Annotated in this window: 13 protein-coding genes; 4 read left to right on the forward strand and 9 right to left on the reverse strand. The window is 44.6% G+C overall.

The window, feature by feature from the left end; all coding sequences use genetic code 11:
- Positions 1-200 precede the first annotated feature (200 nt).
- On the reverse strand, positions 201-920 hold the full coding sequence (locus BLW49_RS24390) for a DsbA family oxidoreductase (RefSeq protein WP_090727444.1): 720 nt from the start codon (positions 918-920) through the stop codon (positions 201-203).
- Between the two features lie 178 nt (positions 921-1,098).
- Between BLW49_RS24390 and BLW49_RS24395 the strand changes: the two genes are divergently transcribed.
- Together BLW49_RS24395 and BLW49_RS24400 are read left to right on the forward strand one after the other, a co-directional pair.
- Complete coding sequence (locus tag BLW49_RS24395) at positions 1,099-2,490, forward strand: phosphodiester glycosidase family protein (RefSeq protein WP_090727445.1); 1,392 nt, start codon at positions 1,099-1,101, stop codon at positions 2,488-2,490.
- A gap of 134 nt (positions 2,491-2,624) precedes the next feature.
- On the forward strand, positions 2,625-3,725 hold the full coding sequence (locus tag BLW49_RS24400) for a GerAB/ArcD/ProY family transporter (protein WP_090727447.1): 1,101 nt from the start codon (positions 2,625-2,627) through the stop codon (positions 3,723-3,725).
- A 19-nt stretch (positions 3,726-3,744) separates the two neighbouring features.
- On the opposite strand, the gene BLW49_RS24405 is transcribed toward BLW49_RS24400, so the two are convergent.
- From BLW49_RS24405 to BLW49_RS24425, 5 genes are read right to left on the reverse strand one after another with little or no spacing between them, the layout of a single operon-like run.
- The gene (locus BLW49_RS24405) at positions 3,745-4,959 is read right to left on the reverse strand and encodes a Ger(x)C family spore germination protein (protein WP_090727448.1); all 1,215 of its coding nucleotides are present in this window, start codon (positions 4,957-4,959) and stop codon (positions 3,745-3,747) included.
- Between the two features lie 18 nt (positions 4,960-4,977).
- A complete protein-coding gene (locus BLW49_RS24410; protein ID WP_090727506.1) occupies positions 4,978-6,555 on the reverse strand; it encodes a spore germination protein in 1,578 nt (525 codons plus the stop codon).
- A gap of 41 nt (positions 6,556-6,596) precedes the next feature.
- Positions 6,597-7,793, reverse strand: coding sequence for a Ger(x)C family spore germination protein (locus BLW49_RS24415; protein WP_090727450.1), 1,197 nt, complete (start codon positions 7,791-7,793; stop codon positions 6,597-6,599).
- Entirely contained in the window at positions 7,768-8,901 is a 1,134-nt protein-coding gene (locus tag BLW49_RS24420; RefSeq protein WP_090727451.1) for a GerAB/ArcD/ProY family transporter, read from the reverse strand. The genes BLW49_RS24415 and BLW49_RS24420 overlap by 26 nt, the downstream gene beginning before the upstream one ends.
- A gap of 33 nt (positions 8,902-8,934) precedes the next feature.
- Positions 8,935-10,593, reverse strand: a complete 1,659-nt coding sequence (locus tag BLW49_RS24425) for a spore germination protein (protein WP_371264623.1) — start codon at positions 10,591-10,593, stop codon at positions 8,935-8,937.
- A 194-nt stretch (positions 10,594-10,787) separates the two neighbouring features.
- Between BLW49_RS24425 and BLW49_RS24430 the strand changes: the two genes are divergently transcribed.
- Entirely contained in the window at positions 10,788-12,488 is a 1,701-nt protein-coding gene (locus tag BLW49_RS24430; RefSeq protein WP_090727456.1) for a glycoside hydrolase family 13 protein, read from the forward strand.
- A gap of 222 nt (positions 12,489-12,710) precedes the next feature.
- Positions 12,711-13,070 carry a hypothetical protein gene (locus BLW49_RS24435; RefSeq protein WP_090727457.1) on the forward strand — a complete coding sequence of 120 codons (360 nt, stop codon included), beginning with the start codon at positions 12,711-12,713 and terminating at the stop codon, positions 13,068-13,070.
- A 101-nt stretch (positions 13,071-13,171) separates the two neighbouring features.
- Here BLW49_RS24435 and BLW49_RS24440 read toward each other — a convergent pair whose 3' ends face one another.
- From BLW49_RS24440 to BLW49_RS24450, 3 genes are all read right to left on the reverse strand, one after another.
- Positions 13,172-14,017, reverse strand: coding sequence for a carbohydrate ABC transporter permease (locus BLW49_RS24440; RefSeq protein WP_076315334.1), 846 nt, complete (start codon positions 14,015-14,017; stop codon positions 13,172-13,174).
- Between the two features lie 32 nt (positions 14,018-14,049).
- On the reverse strand, positions 14,050-14,925 hold the full coding sequence (locus tag BLW49_RS24445; protein WP_047913684.1) for a carbohydrate ABC transporter permease: 876 nt from the start codon (positions 14,923-14,925) through the stop codon (positions 14,050-14,052).
- 137 nt (positions 14,926-15,062) lie between these two features.
- A complete protein-coding gene (locus BLW49_RS24450; protein ID WP_090727459.1) occupies positions 15,063-16,304 on the reverse strand; it encodes an extracellular solute-binding protein in 1,242 nt (413 codons plus the stop codon).
- Positions 16,305-16,415: the final 111 nt, after the last annotated feature.

The following is a 16,415-nucleotide window of genomic DNA, read 5'->3' on the forward strand; positions in this document are numbered from 1 at the left end:
AGGATTGATGCGGTTCCTCCGAGTAACAAGCGCTCCTGACAGCTACCGGAGTGTAGCATAACCTCTTACACCATTATATATAGTAAGCGTTATCAGGATTTATGCCTGTAAATTTCGGTCCAATCTGTTTTACCAGCCACAAAAAAAAAAGCGATCCGAGCTCTAGAAAGAGCCCGAATCGCAGGATCAGTGGTTCTTGTTTATTTGTTCTCATCTCCAGGCATCACGCAGGAATCATCTGTACATACAGCAGCATCCTCGGTGTTGCCAATTACCTGCAGCGGCTGGCCCTCGGACCAAGCCTGAGTGAGTGCCTGACTAAACACAGAAAGCGGCTGGGCGCCGGAGATGCCATACTTGCGGTCAATAACGAAGAATGGAACCCCTTGAATGCCAAGCTTCGCCCCTTCTCTCTCGTCCGCGCGGACTTCATCGCTGTATTGATTCCCTGCGAGGACTGCTCTGACTTCCTCTCCATCCAGTCCGATTTCTGTGGCCAGCTTCACGAGCACTTCCTTACTGCCCACATGCTGTGCTTCTACAAAATAAGCAGCAAGGAGCCGCTCCACCATTTCCTTGTCTTTGCCCTTACTTGCTGCATAATGAGCCAGACGATGGGCATCAAATGAATTCGTCGGTTTAATCCGGTCAAAATTGTAGTTCAATCCTACAGTTCTCGCCTGCTCTACCACATTCGCTGTCATCGCTTTGGCTTGCTCAACCGTTGTTCCATATTTGCTTGCCAGCGATTCATACGTTGTCTGATCCGTGTCCACTGCTTCATTCGGATTCAGTTCGAAGCTGCGATATACCACTTCTACGGATTCACGGAACGGAAGAGACTCAAGTGCCTCCTCAAAACGACGTTTACCTATATAACAAAAAGGACACATAAAGTCCGACCAAATTTCTACTTTCATGCTGTTATACCTCCTAATATTCTGTTACTTACTATTGGTAACCAAATCATAGCATACAGAGGACGTATGCACAACTTTCTGGCATTTTGAAGAATATGTAAGTTTTTTGGAGTTCTTTACCGATAACAACGTAGTGGCATACCTATTTTTTTATACATAAGGGGGAAACATCCGCATCATGAAAAGTTTTACCAAAATGTACGTCAAAAAATCAGCTGCTATTCTGCTTACGGCTGCATGTGCTCTGGCTTTGCCCGTCTCCTCGGGCATCTCTTACTCAGGAATAGCACAAGCGGTAAGCCGTCAGACAACAGCCGTTATCCTAACTTATCCATCCAAATCCATTACTCTATCTTTGGATAAGCGTGAGTCTATTCAAAACAAGCTTAACATGTCAGAAAAAGTGCAGGTCGTATATGCTTCAGGTAACAAAGCCATCGCCCGTGTCAATCAGGAAGGGGTTGTTATCCCTGTAAAGCAGGGTTCTACGAACATTCTGATCCAGGTCGTCACTCCAGGCTACAAAGGTCAGCTCAAGCTGCCTGTGACTGTCACAAAAGGAGCTTCCAAAGCCAAGGCTGTCTATGCGACGAAAAAAGTCAGTGTGTCGGGCAGAACCTTCAGCGTGAAGACCGTAACCTTGCCAAAAGGAACACCAGTCACTGCCGGTCTTGCCAATCAGAGAGTAGGCGCGGTCAATTCGCTGTCTTCCATTGCAAGCACATATAACGCATCTGCTGCTATAAATGGAACTTATTTTGAAGCTTACGGTGGTGTTCCAGATCCTTATGGCATGATCATCAGCGATGGGATTATTGAGCATATAGGCAATACAGGTACAACCATCGGTTTCAAGTGGGATGGCTCTGCTGTTATGGATACACTTCGTGTTCGAGTTCGCGGCACCGTCAAGACTGCCGAGGAGCGAGCACAGAGCTGGTATGTCTACTTCGTTAACCGCACACCGACCAAAGGGAAAACGTCAGCTGTCATGTATACACCAACGCGTGGTGCAAATGTTGGCTTCTCCTACGGAACAGCGATTACCGTTCGCAAAGGCATCGTCACCAAAGTCGGGCCAAATACAAATGCAGCCATTCCAAGTGACGGATATGTGCTTGTATTTACAGGCAAGGAGGAGGACATGCTTGCTACACGCTTCAAAAAAGGAAGCTATGTAGACTACAGCATCAGTTACTATAATGAAGATAACAAAGATATCAACTGGTCCAATGTCCATACGGCTATCGGTGCAGGTCCGAGACTTGTAAAAGACGGAAGGCTTGCCGTAAATCCGGCAGCCGAAGGGTTCAGCAGCTCCAAAATTTTAACGGATGGCGGTGCGAGAAGCGGAATTGCCATCAAGAAGGACGGAACGATTGTGCTGGCAACCGTCCCTGGGGCCACGATCAAACAGTGGGGCAATATTATGCTGAAGCTGGGAGCTTATCAAGCCATGAATATGGACGGCGGCGCTTCCTCAGGTATGTATGCCAATGGTAAAACCGTAACCTCGCCAGGAAGACTTATCAGTAATGGCCTTGTATTCGGAAACTCACTGAAGTGGTAGCATGAATTAGCTAATAAAGCGATGAACGACTCCTTGCCAGACGGCGAGGAGTTCTTTTTCATAGAACAAGACGGTTACAGCTACCTTCAAATGTACATAATGGAATATATATATTTGAATCTGGAGCTTACCACATGAAGACTAAAATCTCAGGATACCAGTTGTTCTCCATTACATTTCTGTTTCAGTTCGGCACAACCATCATCTATGCCTTTGAAGCGACCGTTGGGAGAGATGCCTGGATTGTTACCGTACTCTCTTTTCTGATCGGGATCATACTTATTGCCATGTATCTGGGGATTATGCAGCTTAACCCCGGACTGACACTGGTTGAATGGTTCCCCCGCCAATTCGGCAAATGGATCGGGATTCCGATCGCTCTGCTGTATCCCTGTGTATTTCTACTGGATGCCGCTCGTATTATCGGTGATTTGAGAGATCTGGTGCCGGCTACAATCCTGCCGAACACACCTCCTATCGTACTTATCCTTGTGTTCAGCGCACTCGCCCTATATGGGTTGATCCTTGGCATAGAAAACATCTCCAGGCTCGGACAGATTCTGCTTCCCATCTTACTGGGTCTGTTTTTCCTTGAACTGATCTTCCTTCTGTTCTCCGACATTATCAACTGGGAATTGCTGAAGCCTGTCTTGTGGAAGGGATGGGACCCTGTTTTTAAGACAACGATTCTTCAAGGCATTACGCAAACTTATGGAGAAAGTATTGCCCTCGCCATGATATGGGTGATGACGGATAAGAAGAGCAAGGTATGGAAGGCGACTTTATTTTCTACTGCATTTGTCTTCTTTCTGATCCTGCTGCTGGATATTTACTCAATTACGGTGTTTGGTGATGTGTTGTTTCAACGTCTGGTCTACCCTTTTTACTCCCTGTCAGGCATGGTCAACATTCAGGGCTTTATTACGAATCTAAATCCTTTTGCAGTTGTGACTATGATCAGCACAGCGTATTTTAAACTGGTCATCAAAATGTATGCTGCGCTGACAGGAATTCAATTCCTGCTGCGTCTCAAGAAGGGCCGCAGGCTTATTCTGCCGGCGATACTTGTGATCATTATTCTCGGCATGTCACTGGATAACAATGTGACGGAGCATATAAGTGTAGTCAGTTTTCAGGTTGTTACGCCTTATGTTTGGATCCCTCTATATATTGGACTTCCACTTCTGCTCTTCATCGTCAGCCTGATCCGACATAAAATAAAATCGGCCCGCTAAGGGCCGATTTCATGTTTATTTATGAAGCATTCTCGCTTCCGATTCCCTTCTGCTTCACTTCCTCTTCTTTTAACTGGGGAGAAGCACCGGTAACGCCAAAGCTCTTAATGGTAACATGTGCTTCTACATCAATCTTCATCTCAGGAAAGATCTCTTCCCAGCGCGGCTGCAGCTTCCGCCACTCTCCGGGATGGTTGCGAAATAAATAATCTCCAACATTTAAAACATCGGCTCTGAACTCCTTCTGTATTTTGCGAATGAGCCGCTGTTCATCCTTGACGATCTCATCCGCAATTTCACGCTCCATCCGCCGGATGACTTCGGCATTATACAGATCAAGTCCAGAATTATTCTCATTTAAATGAGCATCCCCTGTCAATATGAAATGCATCTCTACATGGTCATTTTCGAAGCTGGGACGATATTTACTCTTCAAATTTCTAATCTCTGTACTTATCGCTCCCTCACCGCCGATGTCACTGGTCAAATCCGTAACCGAAACGCTTCGTTCTCTCATGAGAAACCACATTAAGTACCCAACCTCTTTGTTGTCCAAATATCCTCTTAGCTTCATTTGATTATCAAACACCGCATTGCCGATGTATTGATAGGGCATCACTGTCTTTTCCTTTTTCCCTTCGGCATCCGCAACTTTTTCGACCGCAGGAAGAACAGCTCCCCCCATGGAGTCGGAATTTACGGATCGGAGCAAATTAAGAAACGTAATATCTGCCACTTCGCGATGCGATTGATGCAGCTTGTAATACTCTCTAACGGCCTGATTTCCATACGGAGTTTTGCTCTTCAGAAAATCAGACGCAAGACCTCCCTTTACAACAAATATATCTGACCGAAGCGGTGTTTCCGGATATCGGCTATAAATATCAATAACATCCTTCACACCAATCTTGGCAAGCTCTTCACCCATTACCAGTGTCCTTCGATGTCCTCTGTTAATAATGCGGGACACTTTATTCTGGACAAAGCTGGAAGCTTCGTAAATGGTGCTCTTGGGTTCTCCTTCTTCTGTATAGTCCTGCTGCTTGTCTCCCCCTTCCGCACCTCCCCCTGAGATCAGCGCGAACTGGTTGGTAACCTTATACCCCTTCTCCGGGATATAGTCTACGCCTCCACCCAAAGCAAATGCCTGGTCATTCAGCTCTCTGCTGTCCCAGCATCCTGTTAACAATATGAGCATCGTAAGGACCGCGGACCATCTAAATGCTAATCTCATATCAATTTGCCTCCTAGCTTACGGTTTGGGCTTCTGACCCTTTGGAGTACGTGTCGGGTTCCGAGATCCAATAAGATTCGGTCTCTTATTCATCGCCCAGTGTGGATTGCGCCATATCATATCCTGCATATTCACCGAAGCAACCGGTGCCAATGGGCTCATATAAGGGACACCAAAGGAGCGAAGACTAACCATATGAAGCAGAATTGCCAACGTGCCGATGGTTATGCCGAACAATCCGAACACCCCCGCACAGAGAAGAAGTGGGAAGCGCAGCATCCGAAAGGCATACCCGACATTGTAGCGAGGCGCGGTAAAGGAGGCAATTCCTGTACCGGCCACGACGATAACAATAGGGGCAGATATGATGCCCGCCTGAACGGCAGCTTGACCGATAACGAGCGCACCGACGATGCTGACCGCTGATCCGATCGCCTTCGGCAGACGAATCCCTGCTTCCCGAAGCCCCTCAAATACGCCTTCCATAATGAAGGCCTCGATCACCATGGGAAATGGAGAAGCCTCTCTCGCCTGGGTAAAGCTGAGTGCAAGGCTCGTCGGCAGCATCTGCGGATGGAAATTGACAATGGCAATAAAGACGGAAGGGAGAAACAGAGAAGCCATCAAGAAAATAATTCGGATGAGCCGGGTAGCCGTGGCGTACAGATAAGGATTGTAGAAGTCCTCTGCTGCCTGCACGCCGGCCCAAAAGGTAAACGGAACGATTAGCACAAACGGTGTGCCATCTATAAAGATAGCGACTCTTCCTTCCAGAAGACTTGCCGCCACGGTGTCCGGTCTCTCTGTATTCTGAACCGTAGAGAAAGGCGAATATGGCGCATCCTGAATAAACTCCTCTATATAACCTGATTCAAGAATGGCGTCGATCTGGATATCCTTTAGCCTGCTTCTGACTTCCTGCAGCACGGCCTCCTCCGCAATGCCTTCTATGTAGGAGATCACGATATCCGTCTGTGTATATTCACCGATGACCAAGGACTCCATTTTGAGCTTAGGGCTCTTTATCTTGCGCCGTACCATGGCCGTATTTTGTCTCAGCATTTCCGTAAACCCTTCTCTCGGGCCCCGAATGCCCCCTTCCGAGGTCGGCTCTTCAATGCTTCGGCTTGCTCCTCCCTTCATATCAATCATGAGTGCTGAAGGTACCTTGTCCACCAAAATGGCGGCATTCCCGCTTAGCAGTCCTTTCTCCACTTCCGTAAAGCTGACTGCCTTCTTCATATTTGACGCAGGAATTCGCTGGGTGAGGATCAGCTGTTCCGGGTTCGATGCCTCCCCCCCTTCCTTCGAGCCGCCAAGGATGATTGGATTTAAGACACTCTCATCGATCATCTTCGTATCAACCAATCCATCAATAAATACAATCAGGATCTCACTCATATTCGGAAGAGGAATCTTCCGAAACACTACATCAGAGCATTGGGAGAAAGACTGGCGAAGCTGTTGTTCGTTCTTTATCAGGTCTTTACCAATACTTACGCTATGCTGGTCATTTGTTAATACAGCGACATCCGTATCCGTATTGCCAGCTATTGCACGATGTTCTTGCTGCTTCTTCTTGTATCGTCTTATCATCCAATTCAGCAATGGAAACATTCCTATCCAGAACTCCTTTCTTACTCCGTTGTAGATCCGAAATCAACGATTTTTAAATCCACATCATACGTAATGGGCGTATTACTAAACACTTCATCCCAGCGCTCCTTCATCTTGTTCCATTCCTTGGGATACTTGATACGGAGCTCTTTACCAAACCCAACTGCATCGACATGATAGGTATGCTGTAATTTGTCCAGCAGCTGTTTTAATTCATTCTTTAGAGCTTCATTAAAGAGCTTCTCTATCTCCTCAATATATGGAGGATTATCTGATGGCTCTTCGGGTATGCTCCAGTCTTCCATCAGCTGGCCCTTACTCTTGATGTCAATGTGAAAAGATAACTCTCCATCTTCAATTAAGGGTATAACTTTACTGTCAACCGAAGTGACCTCGTATAGAATTGTATCCCCTGTTTTCTCATGATAAGTCTTCAGTAATCCTCCAGAAGCACCTTTGATCCAAGAAACTGCCTCGTTATCTGTCTGACTCAGCCTGCCGATGAATTTATTATCCTTACTGAAAACGGCAGCCCCAGCAAATTTTAATTCGTTCTCCGCCATGATGATATTTTGCAATACAAAGCTCTGCTCGGATTGCATCAAACCCTCAAGCTTGCCCAATGACACAGGAGGAAGAATTCGATTGTTACGCTTGCGGTTATTGACAAGTCCTCGCAAGTTAAAGGATGGCACCTCTCCTGGTTGGTTAGCACTAAGTACATCTACTGCCTTTTGTTGGCTGATCATCACCAGCGCACTAGGCCGAATATCGTTATCTCTCAATATAAAATCCAGCAGCTGTTCCAATGGAAATTTGGACGCAAGTTCGCTGGAGATGACGATTACCTTAAGATGATGACCTATGATAGGACGATCCCTGCGAAGTGAGAATTGTCTAAAAATTTGAAGCAACGAGTCTCCAGTCAGTCTTTCATTAAGATAGCTCTCTGAGTTATTGCCGCCTTGCCCCGAAGAGGCTTGCTTCTCATTCGTTCCTGGTACAATTTGTACCGTTGCAGTGAGCAGATTTTTCTTGGGATAATGGCCACCAAGCTCATTAACTTGCTGTTCAAAATTCGTTTCATCAGCCACATCAAGGCCAAGTCCTACGTATACCCTTAGATCCTCGATTTCCCTGCTGCTCCAGCAGCCACTCAAAGAGACCGTAATGGCTACAGTAAGAATTAGCTTAAGTGTGCTCCGTAAGATGTTCATTTGGCTTGCCTCCTTTCTTCCGAATCATACTGATGATCAGAAGGACAAGTGGTGTTACACAGAAAAGAATTAATGATAAATTACCAAGCATATCACCAAGAAAAAACGTCTGATTAATATCCTTTGGAAGCATCGCAATCATATAGTTGACGGGCAGCAGCACTAGCAAAAATGGAGTCAGTTTATGTTTATTTAACAGCTGTGCCGCTCCCAGTGATGCAGCATAATGTGTAATTGTAAACGTAGAAAAAATTTGCATAATCCATATGACGAGCAGCAGTGATTCAAATCTCTCAAAGATTAGTCCTTCTGCTTCAAAGCTACGGAGTAAATCAAGCGTCGGCCAGGTCTTCGTTACGGTACCATCTAACGACAGTCCGCCGATAACCATGATGAGCGTAATTAAGTAGATAACAAGTGGAACGGAAATACCATAAATAACCGCCTTTACTCCTTTTGATGGATGTTTCATAAACGCCGTGACGACGAGCATTGCTTCAAATCCTGTAAATGACAGCAAAGAAGGCTTAATTCCCTTCAGCACAGGAACGATTCCCATGCCAAGAACCGGTCTTAGATTGTCAATCTCAAACAAACGAATGCTGAGTAGAATGACCATCACAAAGATGACCAGCGTAATCGGCAGAATAATTTCGTACAATCGAGCGAGAGAATTAATCCCTCCAAGAACAAGATAAAAGCCTACCCACATAAAGACCATGACATAAGCCCATACCGGAGTTCCCTCAAGCAGGTACAACCGAGTCACTTCAGCCATCACCCTAATCTCGAATGCCGATATCGTAATAAAATAACTGAACAGTGCGAAACCGATTAAATAAGCAATCCATTTACCTGTAATCTCGCTTGTAAATTGAAAAATGGTCTTGCCGGGAAATCTCATACATAAGCGTGCCACAATAACTCCTGCTACAAATACAATCCCACCTGAAATAAGAAGGGAAATCCAAACATCCGGTGTCCCTACAGCTTTAGCCATGGTACGCGGCAAGGTCAAGATTCCGGCGCCCAGCATGTAATTAATTACAATAATTGCAGCCTGGGTTGTCGTAATTTGATCTTCCGATTTGTTCACACTGCTGCTCATAGGACCACCCTTCGGCTTCTTTATTTGTGTTTCTCAGTTCATACGATCTTTGTCCTTACCACTTGTCTTGCTAGGTCTTCTCTTCATTAAGAACAAGGGAGCACGTACGACATAATCCTTCCAGTCTATAAGATTGTAGGAAACCATGGGTACGGCGTAGGGCATTCCAAAGCTTTTCAGTCTGACAAGATGACTGCTCATCAGCAGGAAGAACATAATAACCCCGAACAGCCCAAAGGCTGCAGCACTGAACATTGCAGCGAATCGAAGTACCCTTAACGTAATTCCTGCACTGTACGAAGGAATTGAAAAGGATGATATCGCCGTCACCGCTACAACAATGACCAAGAATGGACTCACAATACCAGCCTGTACAGCTGCTTCTCCGATAATGAGACCGCCAACGATCCCCATCGCAGGGCCAACCGGCTTCGGGAGACGAATGCCTGCTTCTCTCAAGATTTCTATAGCAAGTTCCATGATGAGCGCTTCAATAATAGAGGGAAAGGGTACTCCTTCTCTTGTGTTAATTATTGTAAGTGCCAGCTTGGTCGGGATTAGCCCCGGATGGAAGGAAATGAAGGAAATATACAGAGCAGGCGCTAGTAAAGCAAGAAAAGCAGCAGCATACCGAATAATGCGGATAAAAGTCCCCCAAATCCATCGTTCATAATAGTCCTCCGGTGACTGCAGAAGCATACTGAACGATACCGGTGCGATAAGAGCAAATGGTGTCCCATCCAGCAATATAGCCACTCTACCTTCAAGAAGCGCAGCGATGACTCTGTCAGGTCTTTCTGTATTCTGCAGCTGCTGGAAGGGACTTAGCCAGTTGTCTTCAATTAATTGTTCGATATAACCCGATTCAAGTGGATCGTCAATGTCTATTTGCTGAATGCGCTTCTGCACTTCTTCCACCAATTGTGGATCAGCAATATCCTTCATGTAAGCTATAACCAAATCTTTTTTAACACGATTTCCAACTTCATACTGTGTGATTTGAAGACTTTGATTTCTGCCATGTAACCGCAAGAGTCCGGTGTTATCGCCAATCCTCTCCGTGAATCCGAGTCTTGGACCTCTGATGAGTGCTTCAGAGAGCGGCTCTTCACCTGTCCGTTCAGTCCCAGTAGGGGAAGATACAATGAACACCCCTGTCACATGATCCACCAAAAGTGCCGTATAACCAGTTAATATCTTCTCCGCTGTATTTAGAAGAGATGTAGACTCCACTACTTCAATGACGGGAATCATCCGTTGTTCCAGGAAAAGCTTCAATCCATTATCGGAGCTGTATTCAGAGGCTAGCAGCTCAGACATTTCTTCTCGCATGAGTGGCTTAATAATATGAGTGTTAATTGATTCTGCATTGGTGAGCCCATCAACATAGATGATAGCTGCCCTGGCGCCAAGCCCTTCGATCATAAACTCCCGGAAGTGTACATCAGAGTTTGTTCCAATGGTATTTTGGACAAGTTTAATATCCGAATCATACTGACCAGTAAGTTCTATACTTTCATCGTTCCCAGGACGGGTGCTCTGGTTAATATGAGGGCGTTTCCCTCCTTTTTTGCCACGGGAGGTTGAACGAATATATTCATTCAAATTGTTGCCTGCTTTTAGCAGTATGAATGGGACGACAAAGATGACGATTGCCTGTAACCATACCCCCCAATCGGGAAAGTAGGACATAATTCCTTTTGTCAAATGCATAAACTCCCAACCACGATGGAATATAAAGATTCGTTTGTATTCTAACCATAGTCAAGAAAATAATTCTTCGATTGGCAGTAACCGCTTTTCTAGGAACTTCTTCGATTTTTATGACTCATGCAAGGGTAATAACTGATTAGTAGTGAAGAGAGAAGGATGGAAAGGGGTATTACATGCATATCAAGTACAAAAAAGCCTGGAAGCAAAACATCATATATGAAATTTATCCGCGCAGCTTTAAAGACAGTAACGGGGATGGGATCGGAGATCTGCCTGGGATTATCTCCAAGCTGGATTATCTGCAGAGTTTAGGAGTAACCGCCCTTTGGCTGAACCCCATCTATAAATCGCCGGACATCGATCATGGCTATGACATTACCGACTATTATGCGATCCAGCCTGAATACGGAACGATGAGTGATTTTGATCTCCTTCTGGAGGAGGTTCATAACAGAGAGATGGGACTTCTCATGGATCTGGTCTTAAACCATACTTCCGATCAGCACCCCTGGTTCAGAGAATCGCGCGCTGACAAGCACAGTCGTTACCGAAATTACTACATTTGGAGACCTGCCGGAGCAGACGGCGGCCCCCCTAACAACTGGACTTCTTATCTTGGCAAGTCTGCCTGGACCTTTGATGAGGAGAACGAGGAATATTATATGCATCTCTACAACTCGACTCAGCCGGATCTGAATTGGGACAATCCTGACCTGCGCGAAAGTATGTATAAGATGATGCGATTCTGGCTGGATAAAGGCATTGACGGCTTTCGTATCGATGCAGTGAATGCGATCTCGAAGGATCAGACCTTCCCTGATTCGGATCTGACCAGACTGCAATCGAACGGTGAGCCCTTCATTAAGAATGGACCGAATATTCACGATTATTTGCAGGAAATGCATGAAAAAGTGTTCTCTCATTACGATATCTTCACTGCAGGTGAAATGTCCTATATCAGTGAGCAGGATGTACTCGACTACACACACCCGGATCGCAGAGAATTGTCCATGGTTATCTCTCCTGAAGCCACTACGCTCGGTAATCTTCCGGAGGATGAATTTCAACAAAAAGAATGGACCCTTGATGAGCTGCGGGAGGTCATGCAGAAATGGCAAAATAACGTGGGCGATCCAGGCGGATGGTTTGGTCTTTACTTCAGCAATCACGATCAGCCCCGGCTGGTTAATTCCTTTGGCCATCCCGGTAAATACAGGATTCAATCCGCGAAAATGATTGGCACCATGCTGCATACGTTAAAAGGAACCCCTTTTATGCTGCAGGGTGATGAGCTGGGAATGACCAACAATCCTAAGCTTCATTCGATTGAAGATATCAAAGAGCAGCAGGCACTTGCCTACTACGATGTCATGGTCAATGAACGAGGAGAAGATGAAGAGAAGATCATGCAGCGAATTCGAAGAAAAGCAAGAGATCACGCACGGACCCCTATGCAGTGGGACGAGAGCATTCATGCTGGATTTACTACGGGAGAGCCCTGGCTTCCAGTAAACCCGAATTACAAGGAGGTTAATGTCAAGGAACAGGAATCAGATCCATATTCCGTATTAAACTATTATCGACAGCTTATTAATATTCGTAAAAACCATGCTGCACTCACCTACGGAGAGTATAAGGCAATTCTAAGCGATCACCCTCAAGTATTTGCGTATCTGCGTTTATTTGAGGATCAGACTTGGCTCGTTCTGCTTAACTTCTCAGAGGAAGAAGCCGCTTACTCCCTTGATTCGAATGATATAGAACGACTCGCGGATACTCGCCTTCTTATAGGGAATTACAAAGAGCCTAATGAAATGATAGATCTTACGAGGGGTGTTCTTAAGCCATATGAGGCGATTGTACTGGCACCTTAACTTCATTGTCCCATCATTTGATGAATACGAGAGCAGCTCCTAAGTTTACCGGATTGGGCTGCTTTCGACGTTTCAACAGCTCATATAGCAAAGCCGTAGATTACCATATATTACATTGGGATATGATCCTTACAGATGATATAATTTCCATATTAATAGATCTTAATATGCAATTGAAATTAAAAAGGGTCTTGTTTCGATATAAGGAGGTTCTAATCCACGATGAGCACACCTATTCAAATCTATAAAATATCTGCTGAATTAAAAAAAGATCAATTCAAAATGCTTGTGATCCCATGGAAGCTGCTTATTGAGACAAACCGTTATTATGAAATTCGAGAAGAAAACGGACCTGTCAAGCGATTATATAAGGAGAAACTAAATACGATCAGCTCGGATACTAAATCTTATGCCAATGGGACCATCGTCTGCTCGGCATTCTGTTCTGAGGATTACATAAATCAAATTAAGAAAGAAATTGTAAAGAAGTTGGGGCACATTATAGATTCCTACATCGAGGAGCTCCGGATTAACCAGAAGACGATTAAAGAATGTGCTCCAAACGATATCTATCTAGGCTAATATAGTTCAAGCGAAAAGAAGCTCTCACCGCCATGGTGAAAGCTTCTTTTCGCTTGAACTTTGAATCGGATTGAACTGTTTCCTGTTCATCAGTCTTTCCTTTAACCTTTAATACCTGAGTTCAGGTTAATGGACTGCATAAAGTATTTCTGTGCAAAGATAAACAAGATTAGTGTAGGAATGATCGCAAGCATTGCAGATCCCATGAGTTGTCCAATCAAGCGATAGTTACCATAGATATCTTGAAGCAAGAGTAAGCCCGCAGTAATTGGCATTTTCTCAACATCGGTATATACGATAACTGGCCATAGGAAGTCATTCCAGGAACCAATGAATGAGAACAAGCCGCAAACGACCAATACCGGTTTAACTAATGGCAGAATGACGGAGAAGTAGATTCTAAAATCACCTGCTCCATCCACGCGTGCGGATTCATCCAGGTCATTTGGAATACCCTTCATAAATTGCCTTACCAGGAAGATGTTCCCCATCCCCGCAAGACCGGGAATAATCATGGCCCATGCGGTATTTACCCAGCCAAGCGTTTCAATGATCTTGTAAGAAGGAATCAGGTTTACGACCGCTGGGAAGAACGAAATCCCGAGCAAGGTAAAGAACAAGGCGTCTCTTCCCTTAAAGTTCATGCGTGTATAGCCATAACCTGTGATCGAGATAATGACAATAACGAGTGCTGTGTGCGAAATCGCAATAAATAAAGAGTTCATTAACCAGCGCAAGATCGGAGCAGTAGACGTATTCTCCAATATGGTCACATAGTTATTGAAGTCCCAGTCAACCGGCAGCAATCTGAAGCCGGTCGAAACCACTTCCGTCTGGGAACGAAACGATGTCGTAATCCCAAATAGAACAGGAATCGCCCAAATGACACAAATCGCTATAAGAAATAGGTACGATATATATTTCGAAATATTGATTTTCTTTTTCATTTTGAACCATCTGCCCCTTCCGTATCCACTTCCTAGTTCGCATTTCGGTTCATTACATAATATTGCAATGCCGAAATAACCAAAATAACGAGACCCAGCAGCACTGCCATAGCAGATGCCATACCAGCCAAGGATTCACCTGAACCGAATGCGAGTTGTCTGATGTACATCATAAGTACGTGTGTGCTCTGTTGCGGTCCGCCGTCAGTCATCATGAGTGGCTGACCAAATACGTTAAAGGAGCCGGCAGTTGTCATAACAAAGGTATAAATGAGCGGGAAACGAATAGACGGCAATGTAATGCTGAAAAATCTGCGAACAGAACCTGCCCCGTCCATCTCAGCAGCTTCGTACAAATCCTTGGAAACACCATTAATAGAGGCACGGTAGATAATCATGTTACCTCCAACTCCGCCCCAAACGGTAATGACGATGATAATAATCCAAGCATACGGCTGATTTGTAGCCCAGACCGTATCCGATCCGAATACATTACCGGTAACACCTAACTGCTTATTAAATATGAGTGACCAGATCAGTGCAGCTGCAGAAATAGAAATGAGGCCTGGAATATAAATGATCGATTGAATAGTTCCCTTCAATTTCACTTTTTTATGCTCCAGTGCCACAGCAATCATCAGAGGGATTACGATCAAGATCGGAACACTTAAAAGAACAAAGAGCAGTGTATTCTTCAAACCATTGTAAAATTGATAATTAAACGTAGATTCACTATCAAAAAGAATCGTTTTATAGTTATCAAGACCAACCCAAACCGGGTCATTGATTAAATTCCACTGAGTAAACGAAGCATAAATACCGTAGATCGTCGGTATCAGAATAAATATTAGAAATAGTATAAGATGGGGCCCAACAAAGAAAACAGGGGCAAAGGATCTTTTCTTCATAGCCTTTCAATTCTCCTTTTGGAAAAGTAATGTGCCATAAATGGCACATTACTTTGTACTAAATCGATGTACTAAAGATTAATGTTGAACCCTGAGTCATCTTCAGTTCATCTATATATTCTTCTTTTGATTCTGTATTACTGAGCCCCGGTGCTGCCTTGAGCAATTTTATCCTCGACTTCTTTTTGCATCGTCTGTAAGGTTTCATCCATATCTACGTTGCCTCGAATGATATCATTAGAGTACTTATCTACCACTTCTGATACATACGGATAATATTCATAAGTGTAGATGTACAGAGATTCAATTTGCTTCTCGTCTGTTGTAAAGAAGGATTGCATATAATCCTGGTATTCAGGACTTTCAAATACTTGTTTACTTGCTACGATCTGTCCTGCTTTGGCCCACTCAATGGAGTTCTGGCGAATGAACTCCAGGAAGCTGCCGATTCCTGCTTCCTTCTCATCTGTTCTTGCTTCATTAGTCAGCATCGCGAACAAGTGGGAAGAAGAACGGTTTGTAAATTTATCAGGGCTTGCAGAGTATACATTCGTTACACCGAAGTTCAAGCCTTCCACACCGGCGTGAGCAGTCGAGCTCCATGTTCCATCCGTGGAGAAGAGAACGTTGCCGGACTGGAACATCAGGTAACCATCTTCACCAAATGGAGTCATCAGACCTGCATCTGCAATTTGCTTAACGGACTCATACGCTTGTTTCATTTCAGGTGTATTTACAGTCGGCTGACCATCTTGTTGTACATCGCCGCCTAAGTTCTGCAGCTGTCCAAGCATAGCCCAACCCAGAAGTGCATCATTGACGACATAATCTCCCTCTTCCATTTTCCCTTGAAGAGACAGGATTTCTTCGACTGTTACATTGTTATCGTCAAGGAAGGATTCTGCACCGTACTTCGCAAGCAAATCCTTATTGTAGTACATTACGTTAGCGTGGATATCCAGAGGTACTGTGTATTGTGTTCCATCGATCGTACCTGTTGACCATGCTTGAGGCAGGTAGTTGTTTTCGTTAATTTCAGGCTGTGCGGACAGGATGCCTGTCATTGGCTCAAGTACATTCTGCTTCACATATCCAGGTACGCGGTCAGCATGGATAATCGCCAAATCTGGAATCCCTTTACCGGAGTTAATTACTGTGGATAATTTCGTATACATGTCAGAGGTAATTACATGCTTCACTTTCATTTCTGGCTCAGTCGCATTATATTCTTTAACGAGCTGATCCATATAAGCCCCGTCTTCACCAGTCAGCGGTGTCCAAAAAGTAATTGTGTTCTTATCGTCACTGCTGCAGCCAGCAAGTACGATAACCAACAGGAGCATAGAAACAATTGTCAAAAGACCTTTTTTACGATTCATTTAAGAACCCCCCAGTGCTTTTCAAAATCAATGTTTTCATGAAACCGTATTCAAAGATTTAAATCATGGGCTGCCTTTTACTTTAACTTTCAAACTTGCTGATCTGCTGTG

The sequence above is a fragment of the Paenibacillus sp. PDC88 genome (assembly GCF_900106725.1).
In the GTDB taxonomy this organism is placed as follows: Bacteria; Bacillota; Bacilli; order Paenibacillales; family Paenibacillaceae; genus Paenibacillus; species Paenibacillus shunpengii.